24 protein-coding genes are annotated in these 26,877 nt (G+C 43.3%); 22 read left to right on the top strand and 2 right to left on the bottom strand.

The annotated features are described in order from the left end of the window. Window positions 1-61: 61 nt before the first annotated feature. The 7 genes from spoIIM (at window position 62) to NSS87_RS22160 (ending at window position 6,474) form a co-directional block, all read left to right on the top strand. A complete protein-coding gene (spoIIM, locus tag NSS87_RS22190) occupies window positions 62-712 on the top strand; it encodes a stage II sporulation protein M (RefSeq protein WP_339242821.1) in 651 nt (216 codons plus the stop codon). 89 nt (window positions 713-801) lie between these two features. Next, window positions 802-1,266, top strand: coding sequence for a Fur family transcriptional regulator (locus NSS87_RS22185; protein WP_042129744.1), 465 nt, complete (start codon window positions 802-804; stop codon window positions 1,264-1,266). 162 nt (window positions 1,267-1,428) lie between these two features. Then, window positions 1,429-1,662, top strand: a complete 234-nt coding sequence (locus tag NSS87_RS22180) for a DUF4227 family protein (RefSeq protein WP_076284510.1) — start codon at window positions 1,429-1,431, stop codon at window positions 1,660-1,662. Window positions 1,663-1,820: 158 nt separating this feature from the next. Next, complete coding sequence (gene xerD / locus NSS87_RS22175) at window positions 1,821-2,714, top strand: site-specific tyrosine recombinase XerD (protein ID WP_339242818.1); 894 nt, start codon at window positions 1,821-1,823, stop codon at window positions 2,712-2,714. A 227-nt stretch (window positions 2,715-2,941) separates the two neighbouring features. Beyond that, complete coding sequence (gene deoB, locus NSS87_RS22170) at window positions 2,942-4,120, top strand: phosphopentomutase (RefSeq protein WP_339242815.1); 1,179 nt, start codon at window positions 2,942-2,944, stop codon at window positions 4,118-4,120. Window positions 4,121-4,165: 45 nt separating this feature from the next. Then, window positions 4,166-4,990: a purine-nucleoside phosphorylase gene (locus NSS87_RS22165; protein ID WP_076284512.1), complete on the top strand. Its 825-nt coding sequence runs from the start codon at window positions 4,166-4,168 to the stop codon at window positions 4,988-4,990. A gap of 152 nt (window positions 4,991-5,142) precedes the next feature. Next, a complete protein-coding gene (locus tag NSS87_RS22160) occupies window positions 5,143-6,474 on the top strand; it encodes a pyrimidine-nucleoside phosphorylase (protein WP_042190358.1) in 1,332 nt (443 codons plus the stop codon). Between the two features lie 104 nt (window positions 6,475-6,578). Here the strand turns inward: NSS87_RS22160 and NSS87_RS22155 are convergent, their stop codons facing one another. Continuing rightward, the gene (locus tag NSS87_RS22155; RefSeq protein ID WP_339242812.1) at window positions 6,579-7,592 is read right to left on the bottom strand and encodes a serine hydrolase; all 1,014 of its coding nucleotides are present in this window, start codon (window positions 7,590-7,592) and stop codon (window positions 6,579-6,581) included. 375 nt (window positions 7,593-7,967) lie between these two features. Here NSS87_RS22155 and NSS87_RS22150 point away from each other — a divergent pair, with 375 nt between their 5' ends. The 13 genes from NSS87_RS22150 (at window position 7,968) to NSS87_RS22090 (ending at window position 23,449) form a co-directional block, all read left to right on the top strand. Beyond that, window positions 7,968-9,104: a D-alanyl-D-alanine carboxypeptidase family protein gene (locus tag NSS87_RS22150; RefSeq protein ID WP_231573502.1), complete on the top strand. Its 1,137-nt coding sequence runs from the start codon at window positions 7,968-7,970 to the stop codon at window positions 9,102-9,104. A gap of 175 nt (window positions 9,105-9,279) precedes the next feature. Next, window positions 9,280-9,633 carry an anti-sigma F factor antagonist gene (gene spoIIAA / locus NSS87_RS22145; protein ID WP_042129729.1) on the top strand — a complete coding sequence of 118 codons (354 nt, stop codon included), beginning with the start codon at window positions 9,280-9,282 and terminating at the stop codon, window positions 9,631-9,633. Then, a complete protein-coding gene (spoIIAB, locus tag NSS87_RS22140; protein ID WP_042129726.1) occupies window positions 9,630-10,085 on the top strand; it encodes an anti-sigma F factor in 456 nt (151 codons plus the stop codon). Before spoIIAA ends, spoIIAB begins: the two co-directional genes overlap by 4 nt. Window positions 10,086-10,096: 11 nt before the next feature. After that, on the top strand, window positions 10,097-10,852 hold the full coding sequence (gene sigF, locus NSS87_RS22135) for an RNA polymerase sporulation sigma factor SigF (protein ID WP_042129724.1): 756 nt from the start codon (window positions 10,097-10,099) through the stop codon (window positions 10,850-10,852). Between the two features lie 97 nt (window positions 10,853-10,949). Next, on the top strand, window positions 10,950-13,883 hold the full coding sequence (locus NSS87_RS22130) for a PAS domain S-box protein (protein ID WP_339242809.1): 2,934 nt from the start codon (window positions 10,950-10,952) through the stop codon (window positions 13,881-13,883). Between the two features lie 40 nt (window positions 13,884-13,923). Beyond that, entirely contained in the window at window positions 13,924-14,586 is a 663-nt protein-coding gene (locus NSS87_RS22125) for a response regulator transcription factor (protein ID WP_339242807.1), read from the top strand. 204 nt (window positions 14,587-14,790) lie between these two features. Continuing rightward, window positions 14,791-16,389, top strand: a complete 1,599-nt coding sequence (locus NSS87_RS22120) for a methyl-accepting chemotaxis protein (protein WP_042190353.1) — start codon at window positions 14,791-14,793, stop codon at window positions 16,387-16,389. Between the two features lie 41 nt (window positions 16,390-16,430). After that, window positions 16,431-17,516, top strand: a complete 1,086-nt coding sequence (cheB, locus tag NSS87_RS22115; protein WP_042190349.1) for a chemotaxis-specific protein-glutamate methyltransferase CheB — start codon at window positions 16,431-16,433, stop codon at window positions 17,514-17,516. A 193-nt stretch (window positions 17,517-17,709) separates the two neighbouring features. Then, a complete protein-coding gene (locus tag NSS87_RS22110; RefSeq protein WP_042190346.1) occupies window positions 17,710-18,714 on the top strand; it encodes an AraC family transcriptional regulator in 1,005 nt (334 codons plus the stop codon). Window positions 18,715-18,905: 191 nt separating this feature from the next. Next, window positions 18,906-20,312, top strand: a complete 1,407-nt coding sequence (locus NSS87_RS22105; RefSeq protein WP_042190344.1) for an MFS transporter — start codon at window positions 18,906-18,908, stop codon at window positions 20,310-20,312. 136 nt (window positions 20,313-20,448) lie between these two features. Next, window positions 20,449-21,216 (top strand): ABC transporter ATP-binding protein, encoded by a 768-nt coding sequence (locus tag NSS87_RS22100; protein WP_042190343.1) that lies wholly within the window; start codon window positions 20,449-20,451, stop codon window positions 21,214-21,216. Then, window positions 21,206-23,209: an ABC transporter permease gene (locus tag NSS87_RS22095; protein ID WP_042190341.1), complete on the top strand. Its 2,004-nt coding sequence runs from the start codon at window positions 21,206-21,208 to the stop codon at window positions 23,207-23,209. The genes NSS87_RS22100 and NSS87_RS22095 overlap by 11 nt, the downstream gene beginning before the upstream one ends. Before the next feature lie 18 nt (window positions 23,210-23,227). Next, window positions 23,228-23,449, top strand: coding sequence for a hypothetical protein (locus NSS87_RS22090; protein ID WP_042190339.1), 222 nt, complete (start codon window positions 23,228-23,230; stop codon window positions 23,447-23,449). 91 nt (window positions 23,450-23,540) lie between these two features. On the opposite strand, the gene NSS87_RS22085 is transcribed toward NSS87_RS22090, so the two are convergent. Next, window positions 23,541-24,548 carry an ABC transporter substrate-binding protein gene (locus NSS87_RS22085; protein WP_042190337.1) on the bottom strand — a complete coding sequence of 336 codons (1,008 nt, stop codon included), beginning with the start codon at window positions 24,546-24,548 and terminating at the stop codon, window positions 23,541-23,543. 213 nt (window positions 24,549-24,761) lie between these two features. On the opposite strand from NSS87_RS22085, the gene NSS87_RS22080 reads away from it, so the two are divergent. Both NSS87_RS22080 and NSS87_RS22075 read left to right on the top strand, forming a co-directional pair. Next, window positions 24,762-25,820, top strand: a complete 1,059-nt coding sequence (locus NSS87_RS22080) for an iron ABC transporter permease (protein ID WP_042190334.1) — start codon at window positions 24,762-24,764, stop codon at window positions 25,818-25,820. Beyond that, a complete protein-coding gene (locus NSS87_RS22075) occupies window positions 25,820-26,857 on the top strand; it encodes an iron ABC transporter permease (RefSeq protein ID WP_143759452.1) in 1,038 nt (345 codons plus the stop codon). Before NSS87_RS22080 ends, NSS87_RS22075 begins: the two co-directional genes overlap by 1 nt. The last annotated feature ends 20 nt before the right edge of the window (window positions 26,858-26,877 follow it).

Here is a 26,877-nt window from a genome sequence, read left to right as displayed (position 1 = left end):
GTCATATCGCGGGACGTTTTCTCATATGGTGTAACATGTAACCGGAAAGGGGAACGTCTCGATGCGTAATTTAAGGCTGATGATGAAGGAACAGACGCCTCTGTATATTTTTGTCGGCGTATTATTTCTGGTAGGTGTTGTATTTGGAGCTCTTATCGTTAGTGCGCTTACGATGGATCAGCAACAGGAGCTGGGGGATTATCTAGGAAATTTCTTTGTAACGGTTGATCAGCAGGGTCTATCCGCAGCACCTGATTCGTACTGGAGTATAGCGGCCTTAAATCTGAAATGGATTGGGCTGATCTGGATCCTTGGATTATCAGTCATTGGGCTTCCGGGAATCTTGATTCTTGATTTTCTTAAAGGGGTATTGATCGGCTTTACGGTCGGTTGTCTAGTAAGTCAATATTCATGGCATGGAATGCTGTTCGCATTAGTCTCCGTGGCTCCGCACAATCTGGTACTGATTCCTGTGTTGTTAGTAAGTAGTGCAGCGGCGATCGCCTTTTCCTTACAGATGATTCGTAGCCGAGTGCTAGGACAACGTCGGACGCCAGTGACTCGACCTTTTACTATGTACACCATATTGTCACTTGTAATGGCACTGTTGATTCTGGGCATTTCTAGTTTTGAGACCTATGTTACGCCGATCATGATGCGCTGGGTTACGCCTTCACTTGTACAAGCAGTGACTACCTTGGGCTTGCAGTAAAAGCGTTTGACTTCTCAAAGCGACACCCCCTATAATGGAAGAAGTGGTTTGAAGACCGGTGAGGTTATTTTCCAAGGGGGAGGGAGACAATGGAAGCTCGGATAGACAAAATTAAGCAACAGTTACAATCCCAAGGATACAAGCTTACACCCCAACGGGAAGCGACCTTAAGAGTGCTGCTGGAGAATGAGGAAGACCATCTTAGCGCAGAAGATGTTTTTATGCTCGTGAAAGAGAAAGCTCCCGAGATCGGTCTTGCGACTGTATATCGTACCCTGGAACTTCTTAGCGAGCTTCACGTCGTAGAAAAGATTAACTTCGGTGACGGTGTCGCCCGTTATGATCTGCGAACAGATACTGCGAAGCACCATCATCATCATTTAATTTGTGTGCAATGCGGTAGTATGGATGAGATTCGCGAGGATTGGCTAGGTCCGCTAGAAGAGCGACTGGAGAAAGAATTTAATTTCACAGTGCTTGATCATAGACTTGATTTTCATGGGATATGCTATCGGTGTAGCGATAAGAATAATTCAAACGGAAATCCGTCCTAAGTCATCTTATAATGAAATTCACTTCATAAGCTCTCCCCGGTTTTTTTACCGGAGAGAGCTTTTTAAATGATTGGTCTATTGGAGGTATACATATCAGTCCGTTTTGGTGCATAAGGTGAAGGACGAGCAGATCTTAACTGTATGTTAGAGGGAGGCGTCCATATGATCGTTTCTGTGCCCAAAACAGTTCGAAAGCTGTATTTTATGATCATGTTTGTGGCTCTAAGCTATTTGCTCTACAGTGCTATGAGCTGGCTTGGTGAATGGATCAGTCCGATAGAGAATTATGGAATTCCTGAAGGCTCCGCTGTTCGGGCTTTTGATCATGCCGATCGTAGTGATGATGGTCTGGATACAAGACAGCGTTTGCGCTTCTATTACTGGTATGGAGAATGAAAGCTTCGCAGGAAGCAGGAACAAGCGAGAAGAATGTCGAAGAAAACAAGGTGGATTCATGCAGCGTATACTAAATGTACACATCTGCAGAACCCTCATGCTGAATGTGCTGCAGGAAGTCACTATGAGTAGCTGCGCCAGGACAGGAGCGTGAAATAATGAAGTCACACTTGCAGCCGTTTTTACATTATTTGTCCGGAGATAAAGGCTTGTCCCCGAATACACTGGAATCTTACGGTAGGGATGTATCGCAGTTTCTGGAGTTCGCTGAAGAGCGGGGGGCTAGTCAGCCTAATGAGATCCGAAGATCGCATGTGATATTATATCTCGGCTCATTACGCGGAGCTGGTCGAGCAACAGCAACGTTGAACAGGAGCGCAGTGTCCCTCCGTGCTTTTTTTCATTATTTGCTGAAGGAACGTTTGATTGAGCAGGATCCAACACTGGACATGGAGACCATGAAGCCTGATAAGAAACCTCCGATGGTGCTTACCATTTCGGAAATAGAGCAGTTATTGGCTGCGCCGGATGTAAGTACGCCACAAGGGATGCGCGATAAGGCTATGCTGGAATTACTCTATGCAACTGGCATTAAGGTCTCTGAATTAATCTCACTTAACGTGGATGATGTGCACACGGATATGAAATTTGCGCGTTGTACAGGAACTTCTGGCAAGGAGCGGGTAGTTCCCATTGGAACCCTTGCAGCTGAGAGTGTAGCGGCTTACACTTCACTTATGCGGGACAAGCTGCTTCGTGATCACCAGGAGGAACCAGCCATGTTCCTGAATAGTCTAGGCGGAAGATTAACCCGGCAAGGCTTTTGGAAAATCATAAAAAAATATGCACGGGAAGCAAACATTGAGCAGGATATTACCCCGCATACACTTAGGCATTCCTTCGCAGCCCATTTACTGGAAGGCGGAGCAGATTTGCGTTCCGTACAACAAATGCTGGGTCATGCCGATATTTCGACGACTCAGATTTATAACGGTATAGCCCGTAAGAATATGAAGGAAGTATATGAGAGCCACCATCCTAGAGCTCGATAATTCTGCTTTAAAGATGCTTTTTGTGAGTAAGATGGTTATGATGGAATCATACTGAAAGGATAGACTGGGGAATGATCCGCAGGTTATCTTTTAGCAGAAACGGATACCTGATAAGCGGTACATTGTATCGCTAGCTTCGGAAGCGTATGTCTTCTGGAAGACGGTACAGCCGTTTCTTCTTGTTGGTACGAAAGAATATCTACATTAAAAAAGGAGTGAAGACAACAATGTCCTCATTTAAACGAATTGGTTTTATTGTTCTAGATAGTGTTGGTATCGGTGAAGCGCCAGATGCTGCGAATTTCGGTGATGCTGGGTCTCACACGCTTGGTCATATATTGGATCGTGTTCCTGGTTTGAAGCTTCCTAATCTCCAGAAGCTCGGGTTAGCTAATATTGCTCCGCTGCCACCGCTAGAGCCTGTAGCTTCACCAACAGGTTACTACGGAAAAATGCAGGAAGTATCTGTAGGCAAGGATACGATGACCGGACACTGGGAGCTAATGGGGCTGAAGATTGAGGTTCCTTTCAATACGTATCCTGACGGTTTTCCAGCAGAATTGATTGAGAAGTTCGAAGCGGCAACTGGTCGTAAGGTAATCGGGAATAAACCGGCTTCCGGAACGGAGATTCTTGTTGAATACGGCGAAGAGCAAATGAAAACCGGTGCTTGGATTGTCTATACCTCTGCGGACAGCGTATTCCAGCTTGCTGCACATGAAGATATCATTCCACTCGAAGAGCTGTACAGCGCTTGTAAAATAGCCCGTGAGCTGACGATGGCTCCAGAATTCTCGGTTGGTCGCGTGATTGCTCGTCCATATGTTGGCGAACCAGGGAAATTCGTTCGGACGCCAAACCGGCATGACTATGCTGTGAAGCCGCCAGAACCAACGGTAATGAACGCGCTGACTGATATCGGTAAGGATGTTATCGCGGTTGGTAAGATCAACGATATCTTTACAGGAGAAGGAGTTACGGCTTCTTATCCAACGAAGAGCAATGAACATGGAATCGAAGTTACTATTGAGCAGCTTCGTCAACCGTTTGACGGTTTCCTGTTTACGAATCTGGTGGATTTTGATTCTTTGTATGGACATCGTCGTGACCCAGAAGGATACGGTCGTGCACTGGAAGTGTTCGATCAGGCCCTGCCTGAAATTCTATCTAAGCTCGGTGAAGATGATCTATTGATTATTTCTGCAGACCATGGTAACGATCCGATCCATAGTGGAACTGACCATACCCGTGAATATGTACCGCTCTTAATCTATAGCCCGCGGTTTAAACATCCAGAAAGTTTGGGCATTCGTGAAACCTTCTCTGATGTAGCTGCAACCATTGCTGATAACTTTGGTGCGAAGGCGCCGCAGTATGGGACAAGCTTTTTAGCGAAACTGCAATAAAAGGGTTGTGGGTTGCTCCACAACATCAATGAAGGAGGATCATCCATGAGCGCATTAACTCAAAAAGAAATTCAAGAAGCAGCCATTTATATAAAAGACAAATGTCCGGTGGCTCCGGAAATTGGATTGATCCTTGGTTCAGGCCTCGGTGTGCTTGCAGACCTTATTACTGATGGAGTAAGCATTCCATATGATGAGATTCCTCACTTTCCTGTTTCTACTGTAGAAGGACATGAGGGCGAGCTATTAATTGGTATGATCGAAGGCCGCCGAGTCGTGATGATGAAGGGCCGCTTTCATATGTATGAGGGTTATGGACCGGAGGTAACGGCATTCCCTGTACGAGTTATGAAAGAGCTTGGTATAGCCAGTTTACTAGTAACGAATGCAGCTGGTGGAGTGAACACTGATTTCACGCCGGGTGATCTTATGCTTCTTACGGATCATCTTAATATGACTGGAAGGAATCCTTTAATAGGACCTAATGATCCTGCACTTGGTGTGCGCTTCCCGGATATGTCGACCGCCTACAGTCGCCGCCTGATCCAGGTAGCGAAGGAAACGGCAGCTCAGCAGAATTTCGAGTTCAAAGAAGGCGTATATGCAGGTCTATTGGGACCTTGCTACGAAACGCCTGCTGAAATCGTAATGCTTCGTACGCTAGGTGCCGATGCTGTGGGCATGTCTACTGTATCGGAGACCATTGTTGCTCGTCATGCAGGTATCGAGGTATTGGGCATCTCCTGTATTACTAACATGGCCGCGGGAATCCTGGATCAACCTCTCAATCATGAAGAGGTGATGGAAACTGCAGAACGTGTGCGTGAACGTTTCTTGAAACTGGTCTTAGGCTTTATTCCGAAAATGTAATTTCGGGCACTGCATTTTGAATTACTGGGAGGTCATCTTTATGACACAAGTGATTAAATTTAAGCCATTGACGCATGAACAGGTAGTTAATGTAACTAAACCAAAATATATCGGATTTGCTCGCGCAAATGTCCGTGAAATGCAGGTGTAAAATGAGAGCTGTCGACATTATTCAGAAAAAAAGAGACGGTGGAGAGCTGAGCCGTGAGGAAATATCCTTTCTAATTCAAGGCTATAGTAAAGGTGAAGTTCCTGATTATCAACTTTCCGCTTGGGCTATGGCGGTTTATTTTCAAGGTATGAACGCACGGGAGACCGGCGATCTAACGATGGAAATGGCGATGTCTGGTGATCAAGTGGATCTGAGCCCAATCGCAGGCATTAAGGTTGATAAGCACTCCACAGGTGGAGTGGGAGATAAAACCACCGTGGTGCTTGCACCGTTGGTAGCCTCTGCTGGAGTACCGGTAGCGAAGATGTCCGGCCGCGGACTTGGGCATACAGGAGGTACACTTGATAAGCTGGAGTCGATCACTGGCTTTTCTATAGAGATGGATCGCGAGCGTTTCTTTGATCAAGTAGGGGAGATCGGAGCTGCCGTGATCGGCCAGTCGGGCAACATTACACCCGCTGACAAAAAGTTGTATGCCCTTCGGGATGTAACAGCAACTGTTGAATCCATCCCTCTTATTGCAAGCTCAGTGATGAGTAAGAAGATTGCAGCGGGTGCAGACGCCATTGTACTGGATGTCAAAACCGGCAGCGGCGCTTTTATGAAGACGCTTGATGATTCTATTGCGCTTGCCCAGGCTATGGTGGATATCGGCACCCATTTGGGTCGTAATACCGTTGCGATCATCAGTGATATGGATCAGCCACTGGGTTACGGGATCGGAAATGCGCTGGAAATTAAGGAAGGAATCGAGACCTTGAAGGGTCACGGTCCTAAAGATTTGCAGGAAGTCTGCCTTATTCTGGGCAGTCAGATGCTTGTTCTTGGCGGTAAAGCCAAGGATGAAGCGGAGGCTCGTTCGATTCTGATGACACATATTGAAGATGGCACAGCGCTGGAGAAATTCAAACAGATCGTGAGTGCGCAAGGCGGAGATGTTTCGCAAATCGATGATCCGGAGAAACTCCCTGCTGCTAAACGATTCATTGAAGTGAAAGCGAAGACTAAGGGTTACATTGAGGGGATTCAAGCAGAAGAAATCGGCATTGCTGCTATGCTGCTTGGTGCAGGACGTGAAACCAAGGAATCTGTAATAGATTTGGCTGTAGGTATTCAACTCTCTAAAAAAGTTGGAGATGCTGTAGAGATTGGGGATACACTTGCAGTATTGCATATCAATGATGCAAGTGATAAGAAAGTAGAGGAAGCTGAGGGCAAGGTGCTGGAAGCTTACCGTATTACTTCTGAATCGGTTCCACCATTGCCACTGGTATTCGCGCTTGTTACGAAGGATGGAGTAACACGGTACTAGCCAAGGAAATGTAATTATTTTCATGACAAAGACCTGAAATAGAGAGTAAAATAGCGAGCCTCCGTTAATAGGAGGCTCGCTGTTTTACGTTTTTGACGGAGCAGCTACAAATGCTTATCGATAAGATTGAAAATCTGAGAAGCCCCGCTGCTTGTATTACATAATACGACCACAGTCTCTCCACTAGCCGGATAGAAAGCCGATCGGAAGGAAACACCGGGATCGTAGCCCATAATGTGAAACTTGAACACTTTTTCTTCTCGGAGGGTGATCCATACACCATAACCATAATAGCCTTCACCATCCACATGTATGTGGGGAGTAAGCAACAATGAAGTGAGTACTGGACTCAAAAGGGTATGGTTCATTAGCCCGCTCCAGAATAACTGCATGTCGGGAGCGGTTACGAAAGCTCCACCGTCAGCGCCTCCTTTTACCGGGATTGAATAGATATTGCTTCTCCAGCGACCGTTCTCTTCCTCTATGTATCCTAGTGCACAGTTGGCTGGTAAGGCATCTAACGTAAAATAACCGGATTGCTCCATTCCGCAAGGCTTAAAGATGTGAAGCTCCACATAATCGGAAAAGGACATTCCACTCAATTCCTCCACCAGAAGACCTAGCACAATATATCCGGCATTGTTGTAGTGGAAACGTTCACCAGGGGTCCACATCATGGGGAGGTTTCGAAACATCGGTACAAATTCTTCCAGCTGCCGTAAAGTGTACATAGGTTGTGTCTTCCACAGATCTTCGAAGTCATCCATGATTGTTTCATCAAAATAATCAGGAATCCCAGAGCTATGCGTAAGCAACTGATGTATGGTGATTTCAGAACTAAAGAGAGGGAACTCTACCTTCTTCAGATAGTCTGATAATCTGCTTTCGAAAGAAATCAATCCCCTTTCGACCAGTTGACAGACGGCAATTGCTGTGAATATTTTACACCCGGAAGCGATCCCGAACCGAGTATGAATATTGTTTTCGCGCTTATCCGACTTATTGGCATAACCGTGACAGCTGCTGGCGATTTCTTTATCATATTGTTTTGCTAGTACTATGCCTGAGAAATCGTTCTGTTTTGCTTCTGTCTCAATATAAGTTTCAAGTGGGTTCATTCGTATATTCACTCCTCTGTAAGACAGTATAGGTTCTTAGTTAGCATTCGTGATAGTCTACGATTTACCTTTAAAATTCCTAAAATGAGAGCTAAAAAAATGGAAATACTTTAAATTTGAAATATTATTTAATCTCCCCTATAATAAAAATGCTCTGCAACTGCTGCTGGGCTTTTTTTAATTGATGACATCCTTAATTCTTGAGATAAATAATTGTTGTTATTTCCTTAAAAATGGAATAATTTTCACCCTTTCTGACGAAACTGGAACACAGTACCTGTGATATGAAGGTTAACGTTCAGGAGGGGAACCATTGTGAGAAAAATGCGTTTTGCTGTGCTTGTGCTCTGTATCGCTGTATCGGTTCTAGGACCTATGTCAGGCGCTTATGCAGAAGAAAAAACCAAGGACTCTGGCAGTAATGCTGCCGCTGTAGACCTCGCACCGGGAGCACGTTCTGCTATTTTGATGGACGCTGGTACCGGAACTGTTATTTATGAGAAGAACAGCCATGATAAGCTGCCTCCCGCAAGTATTACGAAGATTATGACAATGTTACTAACGGTGGAAGCGCTGGATGAAGGAAGGCTGCAGCTGACTGATAAGGTGCGAACAAGTGAATATGCGGCTTCTATGGGCGGATCGCAGATTTTTCTGGAGCCTGGTGAAGAAATGTCGGTAGACGATATGCTCAAAGGTATCGCTATGGCTTCTGGTAATGATGCTTCTGTGGCGATGGCGGAGAAAATTGCTGGTTCAGAGAGTGCGTTTGTCGATCTGATGAATAAACGTGCAGAGGAACTGGGTCTAAAAGATACCCATTTTGCCAACTGCAACGGTCTTCCAGCCGCCAATCACTATTCCTCAGCTTACGATATTGCGGTCATCAGTCGTGAGCTTTTGAAGCATGATCAAATTATCAAATATACCGGTTCCTATCAGGATTACTTACGTAAGGATTCAACCAAACCGTTCTGGTTGGTGAACACGAACAAGCTAGTGCGTTTCTACACTGGTGCTGATGGTTTGAAGACTGGTTATACTGCTGAGGCAAAATTCTGTCTGTCCGCTACTGCAGCAAGAGATGGTCTACGTGCTGTCGCTGTTGTGCTAGGCGAGCCGAACACAAAGACACGCAATAGCGAAGTGTCAGGCATGTTCGATTACCTGTTCTCGCAATATAAAGTACACACGATCCACAAAGAAGGGGATGCCATCGGCACCCTAAAGATTGAAAAGGGCGTAAAATCCGAGCTGCCGATAACGGCCAAAGAGACGTACAGTGTTCTTTTGAAAAAAGGTGTGACTCAAGAAGGCATCCGCCACGAACTAGTATTGCCGGAAAGCGTGAAGGCTCCAGTAGCTGAAGGTCAATCTGTGGGCAAGCTAGTGGTCTACCAAGGAACCCAAGTGATTAAGGAATATGAATTAAAAGCAGGGGAAGCTGTGCCGAAAGCAGGCTGGTGGAAGCTCTTTAAGCGCACAACAGGCTCGATGTTCGGCGTAGATTAAAAACAGTTTTTTTGTAGATTACCCCCATGTACTCTGTAGATTCATAGGGGTTTTCTTCTAGTTTTGTCGTGAGGCAGGATTCCTGATTTGCCGCGTAGAAAACCTTGTCCTTGAAGGGAATAGGTACTGTCTTTCAAGGTCAGTTTTCAAAGCAACGAAGAGGAGAGTGGCAAGCATGAATTCTCATGTGGAGATGGAGCATCACAGGGGTGTGTTGATTGTCCGTTTATCAGGGGAGTTGGATCATCACGCAGCCGATTTTGTAAGAATGGATATGGATGAAGCGATTATGCGTGGTCAGGTATCGCATTTGGTTCTTAGTCTTAAGCATCTGCAGTTTATGGACAGTTCAGGCCTAGGCGTGATTCTGGGAAGGTATAAACTGATCCACAGTAAAGGTGGAAAAATGGTTGTGTGTGATGCTACGGCACCTGTGAAGCGGCTGCTGGAAATGTCAGGCCTGTTCAAAATCATGCCCCTATATGACGACGAGAGTACTGCACTCTCGGATTTGGAGGTTGCGTTATGACAAATAGTAAGGCTGGTAACTTCATGAACGTGCAGTTCGCTGCACGCTCGGAGAACGAATCGTTCGCGCGTGTAGTCGTAGCAGCGTTCGTTTCCCGGCTTGATCCTACGATGGACGAGCTGAATGATCTGAAGACAGTCGTGTCGGAAGCGGTCACCAACTGTATTATTCATGGGTATGATAGTGATCCGGAAGGTATTGTGACCATTTCGGCATCGCTGGACAACGAAACGGTACATCTAACCATTGAGGATCAAGGACGGGGCATTGAGGATTTGGAGCTGGCGCAACAGCCGCTGTATACCTCTAAGCCAGAGCTGGAGCGGTCGGGCATGGGCTTTACTATTATGGAGAATTTCATGGATGAATTTGAAGTCACTAGTGAACCGGGACACGGTACTTCTATCTCAATGAAGAAAACCATCGTCTCGAAAAAAGCTTTATACAATTAGGGGTTGGAGCCATGGATGCAGAGTCAAAAAAAGCTCCGCCGACCTATTTGGACGATGCGGAGGTCAAACGTCTTATCGCGCTCAGTCAGGCCGGAGATAGTCTTGCCCGCGACACGCTTGTAAGCTGTAATATCCGACTGGTCTGGTCGGTAGTACAGCGGTTTATGAACCGCGGGTATGAGCCTGACGATTTGTTCCAGATCGGTTGCATTGGACTCCTGAAGTCCGTTGATAAATTTGACCTCAGCTATGAGGTCAAGTTCTCCACTTATGCGGTGCCGATGATTATCGGTGAAATTCAGCGTTTCCTTCGTGACGATGGCACCTTGAAGGTCAGTCGTTCCCTTAAGGAAATGGCTAATAAAGTTCGTAAGATGAAGGACGAAATGTCTAAAACGCTTGATCGTCTGCCTACGATTGGTGAAGTTGCGGAAGCGCTAGGGGTTACACCCGAAGAAGTGGTATTCGCTCAAGAAGCCAATAAACCACCGACCTCTATCCATGAGACGGTGTTTGAGAATGATGGAGATCCGATCACGCTGATTGATCAAATCGCTGACGAATCACAGGAGCGTTGGTTCGATAAGCTGGCATTAAATGAAGCTATTGGAGGCCTTAGTGAACGTGAACGTCTGATTGTCTATCTTCGCTACTATCGTGATCAAACGCAGTCGGAGGTCGCCAGTCGTCTAGGGATCTCTCAAGTGCAGGTATCCCGGCTGGAGAAGAAAATATTGCAGAATATCCGTGAGCAGATTGCTCAGTAGGATAAAGTTATTCATGTAATGACGCTTGTAAAATAGCGAATTAGAACAAAAAGCCGCCCCGAAAAGGGGGGGCTTTTTATGTGGAGGTGATCTCAATATGCATTCACTCGGCGACGAGAATGTGATCACATGGTCTATGGATATGGAAGGAAATCTACTGACGATGTCGAGAATTTTAGAGGAATGGGTTGGTTGTACAAGTAAGACTAAACAGCACAGCTCTAGTTTTTTACGGGAACTTGTGAATGTAGTGGATCGTGATCGATATGATGCCTACATGGAAAGATTAAATGCTGGTCATATCAGTAGTCTTGAGTATCGGATGCAACTACCTACTGAAGGACTGAAGTGGGTTCAAAATATCGGCACGCCTATCCTAAATAAGGAGAACAAGGTCTGCCGAATTGATGGGGTTATGCTGGACATTACTGAACAAAAAATGGCACAAATTCAATTAGAAAGCACATTTTCTTTGTATCAACAGATGTTCTCTAATCTAGATGTGGCGGTTTGGTCTTACGATTACGTATCTAAGAAAGTGTTATTTATATCGGATGCCATTATCAATATCACCGGTTATTCCGTTGAGCAGGCAAAAGAGGATGATTTTTGGCTTCGTATTGCTTATAAGGAAGAAAACCCCTTGATTCAAGAGATCATATCATCAGTTGGTCAAGGGATTCCACAACTTAGTGAATATCGAATCATCCACGCAAGTGGTGAGCCTCGATGGTTACAGGTCAGAATCATACCCAGTCTGGATGAATCCCAAGCGGTAGTTCGGCTTGATGGGATCTTGGCAGATATTACTGAAAGAAAGTTAATGAAGGAGGCTTTACTCAAAAGTGAACAGCGCTATAAATCCTTATTTGACTATAACTCAGACGTCGTATGTGAGGTGAATCTGCAAGGTAATATTTTGGCAATCAATTCTACGGCACAGCAAATTACTGGAGAAGCTTTAAGTATGGTCGGAGAGAATTTGTCCATCATGAATCTATTTGGAGCAGAGAATATGCCGAGGATGTTGGATTATTTCGGAAGAACAGTACGGGGATCTGCTCAGCACTATGTTGTGGCCTCTTCCCGTAAGGATGGATCAGTGAGCCATTGGTCTATGAAAAATATCCCGGTTTATGTGAATAGTCGTATAGTTGGGGCTTTTGTAGTTGCTAGAGATATAACATCAGCAGTAGAAGTAGAACTCAAGTTAGCACAGCGTGAAGCAGAGTATAGACTTATTATTAATAACATGAAGGATATGATGGGGGTTTTGGATCAAAAAGGTAATTTCATTGTAGCCTCGCCTTCCTGCGAAACCCTAATCGGTATTCCTGTAGGTTTAATCAAGGACACTACCATCCTAGAGTATATCGATCCAGATGAGCAAGAAAGCTTGCGTGAACAGATATCAAATATTTTTCGGACAAAAGCAAGCAAGATGTTTTACAATCGTTTTATTCACACAAAAGGTTATATCTTAAATTTAGAATGTCTTGCTACTCCTGTTCTAGGTGAGGATGGAGAAGTAATGAGTATCGTAATTGTAGCAAGAGACATTACTAAGAGAGTCCAGATGGAAAATGAATTAAGGGAAAGCGAGGAGTTCAATCAGCAGCTGATCAAGATGTCGCCTGAAGCGGTTGTTCTGCATAGCGATTATAAGTTTGTTTATGTAAATTTCTCTTGTCTTGGATTATTTGGAGTTAGCGATGAGAGTCAATTGATCGGTAAAAATATTTTCATTTGGGCGCACCCGGAGTATCTGCGGCTGTCGAAAGAACGCATGCGAGAGATCTATAAAGAACCCTATAAGATCTTAGCTCCTATTGAACAAAAGGTCGTACGTTCAGATGGAACGATTATCGATGTAGAGGTAACAGCTAGCTCCATTTTGTACAAAGGAAAAGTCGCATGTATCTCTATATTTAGGGATATTAGTGATCGAAAAAAAGCAGATGAGGACAGAGAACATACAGAGCAGATTATTCGAGAGAGTGAGGAACGGTATTTTCGCCTGCAAATGAGTCTCGATCAGTTCTCCCAAGATCTTTTTGGTGTGATGAAGATTAGTCATATGGAGCAGCGGTTACTTAGAGAAGTCAGAGAAACTCTGCAGATATCAAATATAAAATTTATCGCAGTTGAATCTAACCATGATAAATTATGTGAAATTATCGAGACTGAGCAAGGGTATTCACTCAAGATCGGGGAGTCCCGAGGAAAAAGCTACTTGCTATCGATTAACGAGAAGACGCTTTTACTAGAAATCGGCTCTATTCGAGTGTGGCTTGAGACGATTACCCGTTATGTCAGTGTTCTCTTTGATCATTTTTTGCTTATCGAAGATTTAACGAAGGATCTTGAGCTAGCAGCTTCCAAGCAAGTGGCTCCTACATGGCTTCTCCGATTTATGTTTAATTTGTCCGAGAATGAGCGAAAAAGACTTGCTCAGGACTTACACGACTCAGCGCTTCAAGAACAGATTATCTGGTATCGTAAGCTGGATTTTCTTTTAGGTGAAAGGTCCATTAATGGGGAACTTAGAGAACAACTAGAACAGATCTCAGAAGGTTTACTTGATGTTATTTATCAACTGCGGATTATTTGTAACGAGCTCCGACCTCCTGCATTAATCAATGAAGGTCTTATCTCCTCGCTGGAGACGTTGTTTGAATTTACGCAGCTACGTACCAACTATCAGATTTATTTCGAGTCTGAAGGGTTCACGCATAAGTTAGATGATGAAGTGCTTATAGGTCTGTACCGTATTGTGCAAGAGCTTTTAGCTAATGCAGCAAAGCACTCTTTTGCGACGGAAGTCCACATCACCTTAGCTAGTGAAGACAATCATATTCATTTGGATTATAAAGATAACGGAATCGGAATGAATTTATTTGGTGAGGATTCACTTACAAGTATGGGGATTTATGGGATGAAGGAAAGGGTTCGAAGTATGGATGGGTCAATAGTATTCCGATCGCCAGATAAAAAGGGATTAGCGGTCAATATATCTATACCTGCAGATTAATCATGCGGCATAACAATTGGATAGAGGGGTAGTCATAGGCATGATTCAAATATTGTTAGTGGATGATCATCCATCTGTGATGGAAGGGACTAAAATGATATTAGAGCAAGAGGGAGACATGAAGGTTACTCTAGCTAATTCAGCGAATGAAGTGCTTGAAATGGTGAGTAGTCATTCCTTTGACGTAATGTTATTTGATCTTCATATCGCGGATGTGAATGGGATTGATTTGGCGAAGCAAGTATTAACAATGAACGCGGATGCGATTATCTTAATCTACACCGGATATGAATTTACTAACAAATTTAACCTGATGATCGAATCGGGGATCTTTGGGTTTATCTCAAAAACAACCAATAGAGAGCAGTTGATTACAGCGGTACGATGTGCATTAAGAGGGGAAGTTATTCTGCCGCGGACCTTAGTCAAGCAGTTAAGAAAAGTACCACCTAAAGGATTAGAAATCAATGATGAACAAGCAACCTCCATGATTAGCAAAAGGGAACATGAAATGCTGACGGAAATCGCAAAAGGAAAAAGTAATAAGGAAATAGCGGAGATTGTGCTTATGAGTCAGCGGTCACTAGAATATAGTTTAACGAATTTGTTCCAAAAGCTAAATGTGAAATCTAGAATTGAAGCGGCTATAAAAGCTAAACGGCTCGGAATATTGAAGGAATCAGATTTTACTAATTCATTGTGAAAATAAGTAACAACCCTATAGATTGAAATCCCGATCACTAGATAGTGAGGCGGGATTTTTTGTTTTGCGCGTCATTGCGGAGGTACGCAATAATTTTGCGTGATCACGCCGTTTTTTTTCGGTTACCATATTCTGCTTACCGTTTATGATGAAATAGTTCCTAAGAATTACTAAAAATTGACTAACGTAATGAGGTGCAGAAGGATGAAATGGTTTTATAATTTGAGAACAGCAGTGAAGCTAATCTCAGCATTTGTGTTGGTATCAGTCATTTTATGCTTTGTAGGATTCTATGGAATAAGTAATTTGAGTAAGATGGATGAGTCCATCGAGGATATGTATAAAAATCGCTTAACACCGATTGCCTATCTCGGTGAAGCGAATGAACTTTTTTTAACGAATAGAATAAACATCCGGGATATAAATACGATGGCCCAAACCGAGGTGAAGAAAAAAGAATATCGGGATAAATTACATAAGAATGTCCAAAGCATTGAAGACATCATGAGTAAATATAGTAAGACAAGATTGAGAGAAGAAGAATTAGAGAAAATGAAGGATTATCCTGAGATCTGGCAACGCTATACCACCAGCGTGGATCATGCAATTGAATTGGATAAGAAGATCATTAGTAATGAAGAATATACGAATTATTTACTAACAGGAGATTTACAGCTGGCCACTACGGAGATGACGGATTTCTTGCAAGGTTTAATCGACATCAATATGAAGCAGGCACAGGAATCCAGTGATAACGCCAATGAATTATATCAATCCTCTCGGTTGATTACCTTTAGTGTTACTATCATTGCACTTTTAATCAGCGTGGGTTTTGGCTATCTAATCTCGCAAATTATAGCACGGCCTCTTAATCAAGTGATGCGCCTGCTAGGTAAAGTAGCCAATGGAGACTTAAGCGAAACTTCGAATCTAAATTCTAAGGATGAGATCGGAAAACTTGCGAATTCTGTGAATGAAATGGTTCTGAACTTAAGACATACTGTGGGGGGGATTTTATCCTCTGCGGAAAGTGTCTCGGCGGCAGCACAGCAAATATCAGCAAGTACTGAGGAAGTAGCTAGCGGCAGTATGAGTCAAGCCACTGCAGCGCAAACGATGAATGAGTTGTTCCGAGAATTGTCTGAAGCGATTAATTCAGTAGCTCAGAGTGCAGAGCAAGCCTCAGAACTGTCAGATCATACGATGCGTATTGCTCAGGATGGAGGTGCGGTGGTTACTGACTCCATTCAAGGGATGACGTTACTTAACAACCAAATGTCTAGACTAGAAGAAGGCTCAGATAAAATTGGCGAGATCATTGCGGTCATTGATGATATTGCAAAACAGACAAATCTGCTGGCTCTTAACGCAGCTATTGAAGCGGCTCGTGCAGGTGAACAGGGCCGAGGTTTTGCTGTTGTAGCGAATGAAGTAAGAAAGCTAGCAGAGCGGAGCAGTGAGGCTACTAAGCAAGTCACGGACATAATTAAAGAAATGCAAAAAAATACACACCAAAGTGTGAATGCGGTAGTCGAAGGCGTAGCTTTTTCACAAAAAAATGGGGAAGCCTTTGATCATATTCTCTCTATGGTGAACGATACCGCTCATAAAGTAACAGAAATCGCTGCTGCCAGTGAAGAACAGGCCGCCCAGTCATCAGAGGTGTTGTACTCGATCGAGAGCATATCGGCAGCAACGGAAGAAATGGCGGCAAGCAGTAGTGAAACGGCAACGACGGCTAATGCATTAGCACAGCTTGCGGAGGAACTAAATGCACTCGTATCTATTTTTAAAGTTAAATAAACAGTGTCATGGGGATCATCATTGATAGGAGAGGAGAAGTAGTGCAAAAGTTAAAGGTGCTCGTTGTAGCTACTTCAGTAATGATGCGTAAACAGATCTCGAACCTTATTGCGGAGGATTCAATTATCGAGGTCATTGGAGCAGCTCGAAATGCATCCGAAGCGGTTAACATGGTTCAAGAACTCAGGCCTGATGTCGTGACGATTGATATAGAAGTGCCGGAATTGAATAGTTTAGTAGCGCTCTCTAGTATTATGTCACAACGTCCAACCCCTATCCTTATCCTAAGCTCGGGGTCAAAGGATGGAATAACAGCAACCATCACAGGTCTACAGAACGGAGCAGTGGACTTTATATCCAAGCCCACTCAAATCCATGGACCTGATTTATCCCAAATAAAAGACGAGCTAATATTCAAAATTAAACAAGCTGCTCAAATTCCTTTGAGAACCCTTATCCTTAACAATATTACTGTTTCGAAAGTGATGACAGGACTACAGGCAGAAGACAATTCTAAGAACGGATATACGGATGAATTCGATCAAATCGTAGCCATAGGATGTGGAGTTGGTGGTCCGAAGGCGCTTGAAATCGTAATTAGCTCGCTCCCGGCAAACTTCCCATATCCTTTATTAATCGTTCAGCATATGCCACCCAAGTATACGAAAGTATTAGCAGAACGATTGAATCGATTCTCAAGTGTACGGGTGGTTGAGGCGAAAGATGATCAATTGGTACTTGGAGGAACGGCATATATAGCACCTGGTAATTGTCATATGACTGTAGTTCAGCAAGGGCAAGTATGTAGAATCAAACTTCACAAGAAAGCTCCATTGAACGGATACCGTCCATCCATTGATGTATTGTTCGAATCGATTTCTGGACTGAAAAGCTTGAAGCAGCATTTGATTCTAATGACGGGAAGGGGAAACGATGGCGCAAGAGGCATGCTGAATGCCAAACAAGCTGGCGCCCAATCTACCCTTGTAGAGTCGCAAGAGACTTCGATTGTAAATGAAATGCCTGAAGCGGCGGTTGAGCTCAAGTGCGTGGATTATGAAGTTCCTTCATTTTTGTTAGCCTCAAAGATTATGGAGGTTACGGGGATGTTGGACGAACAAATTTGATGAATAAATTATTACCATAGGCGTTGGTAGGAGGAAAATCCACCAACGCTTTTTTATGTAAACCTAGGGTTTCATCCCAAGTGGGGATAAAAATCCTATAGATTTATTCCATGTTGACACCTGCAAATGATAACGATTATCATTTGAGTTGTGAATGGCTTTATTTGTATTGGCGAAGAAGGAGAGGCTTTCGATGGCTTTAAAAATATTGAATTTGGAGATTCATGATCTTTTTGAACAATTTACAGAGCGGATAGAAGGGCATGTTGAGCACAACCAGTGGGAACAACGTCTTACCATACCCTCGCATATCGGTCAGGGAAGCATTACTCGTACGCGAATTCGTCCAGGTATGGAGATCATGTATACGGATATAACTTACGAACAAGATATGAAGCTCTACATTCAGGAAGCTTGTCCGTTGTTCGAACTAAGTTATAACGTGAGTGGAGAAATCTATTGCGAATGGAACGGCAAGGAAAGTCATACGGAGAAACAAACAGGCAATGTTCTTTTTTTAGAGGATGTTCAGGTGTATGAAGAGAAAAAAGCTGGGGTCTCCAATCAATTGTTAGAAATACGGCTAGCTCCTAGCGAACTGCTGTATTATGCCGGAGATCTAGCGGAGAAACAACAGATGGAGACCTGGCTTAAACATCATCGTGGAAATATTGACCGTTATCCTGACACTGCGGCGATTCGAAAATGTGTCTTTGAAATGATCCATTGTACATATCATGGAACATTGAGACGATTATATATGGAGAGCAAAGCGCTTGAATTTATCGCTTTATTTGGGGAGTCCGATGGTTACGGCTCTATGAGCGGGAGTATGACGTTCCGGCCTGATGATATTATAAATCTAAAGCGGGTACATGAGTTGGTGCAAATCCATTTCGAACAACCGCTGTCCATACGTGAGTTAGCCAAGCGGGTAGGCATCAATGAATTCAAGCTAAAAAAGGGTTTCCGTGAGTTATTTGGCATGACGATCTTCGAGCTTGTTCGTATAAAGCGGATGGAGAAGGCGCTTTGGTACATGGAGGTAGAAGGTTTGAATATAGGAAAAACAGCCGTTTCGGTCGGATATAGTAATGTCAGCAATTTCACGACAACCTTCCGTAAGCACTATGGCTGCAATCCAAGCGAGTACTTAAAACGTATCGAACAACAGACTTTGGAGCGAAATAGGATCTAGAAGGATTTGTACTTATAGATGGCTTCAAGCAGTAGAACATAGGGTTCGGAATCGAACACTATATTCTGCCTGCTTGAGTTTTTTTTGTGTTTGCTCCCTTATCAAGGAGTAAACCTCCCTTAACAGGTAGAGAAAAAGACTATTCTAATTGATAATCATTATCATAGATTTCATAAAGAGGTGGTAATACAATGCAAGGAGTTGATTCGCGACGTTGGTATGCGCTATGGGTTATTCTACTTCCAACTTTACTCATTTCATTGAATACTTATATGATTCAAGTCGCCCTTCCATTAATGCAAAATCGCTTGAATGCGAGCTTCTCTGAAGCACAGCTTATCGTCACCGGATTTTCGCTAGGATTAGCTGTGGCGTTGATCATTAGTGGGAAGCTTGGGGATATATACGGCAGAAAACGAATGCTGATTATCGGAGTGAGTGGATTTACGATTATGGCAGTGTTGGGTGGTTTGACCTCAGATCCGACACTTCTGATTGTTATTCGCATCGTACAAGGTATGGCAGCTGCGCTTGTCCAGCCTCAGGTTTTGTCTATACTTCAGGTCAGCTTTCTGCAAAAGGAAAAGGGGCTTGTTTTCGGTATTTATGGTGCAATGATTGGCATTGGATTCGCTTTCGGATTTATTCTCGGAGGCACTATTGTGAATTGGAATCCGTTCGATCTCGGTTGGCGAACGGTATTTTTTTTCAATGTGCCTTTCGGACTTCTCGTCTTGCTGTTAATGCCGATTGTTCCTGAAACACGGGCCGAGCAGACGCACAGTATTAATTGGACGGGAAGTATCCTTTTGCTGATGGGTTTGTTCCTGCTAATCTATCCGTTATCAGAGGGACAAAAACAAGGGTGGCCATTGTGGATCTCAGGCTGTCTAATTATAGCTTTATTCGTGTTGTTTACTTTTGTCTGGGTTGAAAATCGGAAAGGAAAGCAGGGGAATGGTCCATTAGTCGACCTATCTATTTTCAGACATAGAACATTTAGTATAGGTCTGGCGACCGTGCTTGTCCTTTATCTAGGCATGTTCTCCTTCTTTTTTGTTTTAAGCTACTATATGCAATTTGGCTTGCACTATAATGTTCAAGATACAAGTTTGGTTTTTTTGGCTATAGGTATAGGCTTTTTTCTGACTTCCCTGATATCGTCTCGAATGGTCAGAAGATGGGGGATGAGTGTACTTAAAATAGGAGCGTTGATGATGGGATGCTCTAGTTTATTGCTTATATGGGAGCTAAATGTGGATGCGACGCATCTACTGGGGGCACGAAATATTTTAATATTATTGATATATGGCTTCGGTCTCGGAATGGCTACTACACCATTAGTCAACGTCACGCTCAGTTCAGTACCAGCAAGGATTACGGGCACAGGATCAGGTCTGATCACTACATTTATGTATTTAGCAAACTCGTTAGGGGTGGCTCTAATCGGTATTTTGTTCTCCACTTCGTTGAAACATTCTCTTTTGGAAGCAGATTTATCGGATTATGTAAGGGCGTTTTCCTTCTCACTGGCAGCTATCGGAGGACTTGCTTTTACTGGTTTTGTTTGTCTTTGTTTCTTGCGAGAGCGGAAATGATAGAGGAGGAATCAAGTTTTCTTGTTCTGTGAGCAATCTAACAACCGTTCTCTTCACTTAGTTTTATAGTATTTACAGGAATAACATAATTCCATTTAATGTTAATCCGCCAAGCTATGAAGGGGACGGTGCGAGCATGCCTATTCTAGAGGTAGAGAATCTCTCAAAAGAATATAAAGGCAAGGGCAAAATGAATGTGTTTCGGGCGCTAAACGGCATAAGCCTGAGTGTGGATAGCGGAGAGCTTGTTGCGATTATGGGGCCTTCGGGGAGTGGTAAAACGACGCTGCTAAACATCCTTAGCGGGATCGACACGGAATATAGTGGGGTAGTCCGGATTGCAGAGACTAGTATAAGCGAGATGTCTAAGAATGAGCTTGCACTGTTTCGCCGGCAGCGAATGGGGTTCGTTTTTCAAGATTACAATCTGCTGGATAGCCTGACCCTACGGGAAAATATAATGGTGCCCATGGTTTTGGATGACCAAGAGGTAGACGACATCAATACCAAGACAGATGAGACGATATTGCTATTTGATCTGGGCGAGGTGAAGGATAAATATCCGTATATGGTTTCAGGAGGACAGCAACAACGAGCGGCGATTAGCAGAGCGATTATTAATGATCCGGAGGTGATCTTTGCGGATGAGCCGACGGGGAATTTGGATTCCAAATCCTCAAGTATAGTAATGAAGACCTTCGCCAAACTGAATGCTCTGAAAGGAGCAACAATTGTGATGGTCACGCATGATCCTTTTGCGGCCAGCTATTGTAATCGCGTGCTCTTTATCAAGGATGGGAAGGCTCTATTAGAGATTACTAGGGACAATAAAGAACGGAGAGCATTTTTTGATAGGATTCTGGAGAGTCTGGCCTTCATTGGAGGGGGAGAAGATGACCTTTAGGAGAATGGCTATTCAGATGTTTAAGGCGAACCTTAGAAGGTACTTGTTATTTTTCCTATGCAGCAGCTTTACGATTATGGTCTTTTTCGCCTTTTACTCCCTGTATATAAACCCTGATTTTAATGACCCCTATCAAGTGAATGGAATGGTGTCCGGTAATTTATATGCTCCTTTTTTGGTGATGAGAGTATTTGCTGTTCTATTTATTGTATATGCGCAAATGGCCTTTTTGAAATTTAGAAAAAGCGACTTTGGGCTGTTAATGGTTCTTGGAATGACGAGCCACAATATCCGTAAAATTATTTTGTTAGAAAATAGCTTGATTGCGTTAGCTTCGATTCTCACGGGTTTAGGTGCAGGGACGGTCTTCTCCGTTCTTTTCTTCTTCATCATCTCGTTGTTTGTTAATATAGGGGGCAGTTCTTTTTCACTTACGCTGGAAAGTTATCTGTATACCATTAAATTCTTCGGGATTATTTACATAGCTGTGATTGGAATCCAATTAATATTAACGCTGAGATACAACATTGTACGCCTTTTAAAAGAATCCAGAACCGCAGAACGTAGCCTTCTTCATGGTAAAATCACAGGGATCATCGGAGTCGTACTACTTGGGATCTCCGTTTATGATATGATTACTCATTACAGTCCTGATGATGCCCGTATGATGTTAATCAATCTGGGAGTAAGTATGGTGGGTGTCTATTTGCTGCTGTCAGGACTTGGGGACTGGATGAAACTTTTTATATCGCGATCAAGCAGAGCCTATCACAAGCATTTAATGTTTAGCTCCGATTTGAACTATACCCTTGGTCGCTCCAAAATAGTGCTTTCTCTTATCACCTTCCTCGTCTTCATAACAATTTCTCTAAGCGGTATTATCTTTTATATTACCTGGGATGCTGAGAATATTCCTGTGAAAAACAACCCTTATGATATTGCCTATGCAGAAGTATTCGGGAAAAATAGCCTTCCATCTGAGACACTCAGCGAAATCACGGATCATGGTGCTACACCGCTGATTTCACACCAAACGCTTGAATACATTGATTTGTTCAATTTCAAGGTATTTTTGGATCAAAACATCAACACATTAATCGGCAGTGATTATCATGTGGAGAAAGATCACTTTCTTAATCTTGCCTTAGTTGCTCGAGGAGAAGAATGGAAGAATCAAAGACCAGAGATGCTCACCTTCGAAATGAAGCTTTCTTCCGGGAATCATACGTTGTACTCACAAGGACTTATTTTTAAAATGCTATTTAACCCTGTGCCGAATCTTATGAATGGTCTTCATGTTATTGTAAACGAAGAGGACTATATGGCGCTGAAAGCGGAAAATAAAAAAGCGATCGGTAACCTTCAGCTCCTGAATTTTAAGGATTGGAAAAAAACTGTGGATATAGATGCTAAGTTAAATGCCGCTTTAGCCAAATATAACAAAGACAATACAGAGTCCTGGTATGGCAATGAACGGCACGAAGCTCTCGTATTTTCTACGAAGTCTAGAATAAGTGACTATCTACAGTTACAGGAGTCTGGCCGATTTGGAATCTTCGTAATTTCATTTGTTGGTTTAATATTTTTCGGCGCCTCCGGGATAGTGCTGCATTTCAGTATTCAGACCGATTTAGAGCGTGAGAGGATCAAATTCAGGAAGCTGAACAAGATTGGAATTACTTCTAAGGACGTGGCTCGCATTATAGGCGGCCCCTTAAAGGTGCTGTTTTTTCTCCCGTATGCATTAGGTATTGCATTGTCTTCTTTTTATGTTGTTAGTTCTTCCAGGGTTGAAATGTCTACAGCTCTGGAGCCGATGTGGTTTTGTTTGTTGGTAGGTGGAGCGTATCTTTTATTACAAGTCCTCATTTATCGTATATACACCAAAATATACACACGCAATATGCTAGCACATATCGAACTGCTTGATGTTCCCACAACGAATAATACAAGATGTAAATTTAATTCCAATTATGATAATATTAACAAATAAAACGTAGGGGGATTCCATTTGAAAAAGATTTTTTCCAGAATTGCAGTCGCATTAATGATCTTGACCCTTGTTGCGATAGTCACTTGCTTTTATATTGGTGAATTCACCTATGCGTATGGATTAATTTTGGTGCTGTTTTTCGTATTTGCTGGGATGGGGCAGCTCTATAAGCTTAAAAATGATGAGTATATGTACAAAAAATTAAATAACACCGATGAGTATAATGAATATACTAGATGATATAAAATTAACAGAAACTTCTTATGTATAACCAAAACACCCCACTTTAGGCGATGCCTAATAAGTGGGGTGTTTCTTTATGTGTCTATTCTTATTTCTTACCGTTGCGCTCAAGAATCATATCAACGAACAGATCGATTTGTGCGGTAATGGCAATAGGATCATAGCGATAGAAGGTATCAAAATCGTTGTAGAACAGATGGTCGTTCTTCGCAGCAGCAAGTCCGTTCCAAACGGGTGATTCCTTCAGCTCTTTCAGCTTATCACCTTTTTTATCAGGATCATAAGTAGTTAGGAACATGTAATCCGCTGCATATTCTGGCAATAGCTCCATGGATAGCTGAAGTGTTTGGTTGTCATTGCTGTTCTTAGTAGGCATTTTCAGCTTAAGTGCATTATATAGGGCTTGTCCACCACGGCCTGCATTGTTACCGAAGGTCCATAGCTCACCTTTGTCAGTCAGCTCATAAATTCCGAATGTATCATTTTCATTCACGACACCTTTAAGCTTTTCGCGGCCTTCAGCAGCCTTTTTCTCAAAGTCAGCAATGAATTGCTCAGCTTTATCAGGTGCTCCTACAATATCTCCAAACAGTTTTACGGTTTCATAGATGTTCGTAGCAGTTCCGTATGGTATATGAATGGTTGGAGCGATTTTGGATAAAGCATCATAGTTGTCGTCGTACATAACTACAATTAGATCAGGTGCAAGTTCTAATGCTTTCTCAGCGTTGACTGGAGCACCAACATCTTGTGTGTTTTTGAGCAGGTCTTTCAAGAAGGGGTTATCAAAAGTACTAGGTTCAACGCCTATGACGTTAGCTCCAACGGAGAGTAATTCCCCACCATAATAATCTGTAACGATCCGCTGAGGTCTAACTGGGATTTGAACAGTACCTTTAGTAGTTTCATAGCTGCGCATTTCGGCAGCGGAAGCATCAGGAACAGCTGTTGCCTCTGCACTCGGGGCTGTTGTTGTTTCAGTTGTCGCGCTTGGTGTATTAGATGAAGCATTGTTGTTTCCCCCGCAAGCCGTCACAAATACAGACAATAACATTACGAGTGCCAGGATGGGGAAAAGGGTCTTTCTTTTTAGCATGGTAAACCTCCCTAAGTATATGTACCAAATAATAATAATGAGAATCATTATCAATATTATTTTCAATTTGAACTGTATCAAAGCTTAGAATTTCTGTCAATGCAATAAATTAAATGGTTCCAATTAAATCTATCTATTGCCAAACCTAGGAAATGTAATTTACAATAGTCTAATGATAATGAGAATCAATTTCACAGAAATAGGGTGGCATTCATGAATCAACAGATAACTACCAGGATAGGAGCCGATAAAGGAGTAGTTAAACGAGAATTTCGTTCACGTCCTTGGGCGGCAACATTAATCTTGGTCGGCGGTCTGGCGCTATTATTATTAGGAATTGCTGTTTCCGTCTCCTTCGGTGCAGCAGATATTAAGCTGTCTGTGGTATGGTCAGCTGTGTTTCACTTTGATCCGGAGATCATGGATCATCAGATTATTAGAGAATTAAGATTACCTCGTGTACTTGGCGGGGCAATGATAGGGGCTAGCTTTGCAGTTGCTGGCGCCATTATGCAAGGGATGACGCGAAATCCATTGGCTGATTCAGGTCTGATGGGTATCAACTCAGGCGCAGGATTTGCGCTTGCACTATGTTTTGCTTTTTTTCCAAATTTATCGTTTATGTATTTGATTCTATATTCTTTCGTGGGTGCCGGCGTAGGCGCGGGCGTCGTATACGGAATTGGATCACTTGCTAAGGGAGGATTAACTCCTGCTCGTTTGGTGCTGGCCGGTGCTGCTTTTAGTGCGCTTTTGTCGGCACTGAGTGAAGGGGTAGCTTTATATTTTCACATCGGTCAAGATTTAGCTTTCTGGTATGCGGGAGGTGTGGCTGGAACGAAATGGATCCAACTCAAAATCATGTTCCCTTGGATAGGGGCCGCTTTAATTGGTGCAATGGTAATCTCTCGATCGATCACGATGCTCAGTTTAGGTGACGATGTTGCGAAAGGTCTAGGTCAGCGTACAGGGCTTGTGAAGTTAGCAGGTGCATTAATCGTATTGATTTTGGCTGGATCATCGGTTGCCGTAGTTGGTGCAGTTGGTTTCATTGGACTAATTATTCCGCATTTGACACGATTTTTTGTGGGTGTCGATTACAGATGGATTATTCCGTGTTCAGCGATCCTCGGCAGTTTACTTGCTGTATTTGCAGATTTAACTGCGCGGATGATTAATCCACCTAATGAAACGCCACTTGGCGCTATTATTGCACTGATTGGTGTACCTTTCTTCCTTTATCTTGCACGTAAAGAAAGGAGGGAGCTGTAATGATGGAAAAAACGACATTCGGTTCCTTCGAAGCCGCCAAAAACAAACGGGGCTTAATTATCATGATTTCGTTGGCTGTACTAATTGTGATTGCTTTTATTATTAGTATGAATACAGGTTACATACGTTTGACTCCTATGGAGTTGATTAATACATTGTTCGGTAAAGGAACCGACAAGCAGGAGTTAATCTTGTTTCAGTTTCGGCTGCCACGTATTGTGATTTCCGTTCTAATTGGGGCAGGTCTGGCTGTATCCGGTGCTGTGATGCAGGGCGTCTTTCGTAATGCGTTAGCGGACCCTGGTATCTTAGGGATTAATGCTGGTGCAGGAATTATGGTTATGCTGTTAATCTCTTTTTACCCTACGGCAACCGCGGCTCCGGTGTATCTGTTGCCAATGGTAGCGTTCGTCGGTGCGGGGCTTACAGCTGCCTTAATCTATGCTCTAGCTTATAAACGGCACCAAGGAATATCGCCTATGCGTCTACTGTTGACTGGTGTAGCTGTCGCAGCTGGGATGAGTGCAGCTATGATCGTGCTTACGCTAAGGCTTGATCCAGAAAAATACCAATTCGTCGCTACTTGGCTAGCAGGCAGCATTTGGGGAACAAGCTGGAAGTTTGTACTTTCACTCCTACCGTGGATTCTTATTCTGGTGCCTTATGTCATCTATAAGGCAAGGGTGATGAACGTACTGAATCTAGGGGAGCAGACCGCTGTGGGACTTGGTGCTGCAGTAACGAAGGAACAATTTCGGCTTCTTGCGGCTGCGGTAGGATTAGCAGCGGCGAGTGTCGCTGTCAGCGGTGGAATTGGCTTTGTGGGATTGGTCGGACCCCATTTGGCGAGACGGTTAGTTGGGCCGAAGCATCAACTCATGCTTCCGACTTCGGCACTGCTTGGGTCACTACTCGTTATTACAGCGGATACCATTGGACGCTGGATCCTCCAGCCGTCTGAGATTCCTACGGGTATCGTTGTAGCTGTAATTGGAGCACCATACTTTTTGTATTTGTTAGCCCGTACGAAATCTTGATGAAAGTAGGCTGATCTCTC

The organism is Paenibacillus sp. FSL F4-0243 (genome assembly GCF_037963295.1).
Classification (GTDB): Bacteria; Bacillota; Bacilli; order Paenibacillales; family Paenibacillaceae; genus Paenibacillus_AQ.
The sequence above is the reverse complement of the archived record's forward strand: the minus strand, read 5'-3'. Positions and strand labels throughout refer to the sequence as shown.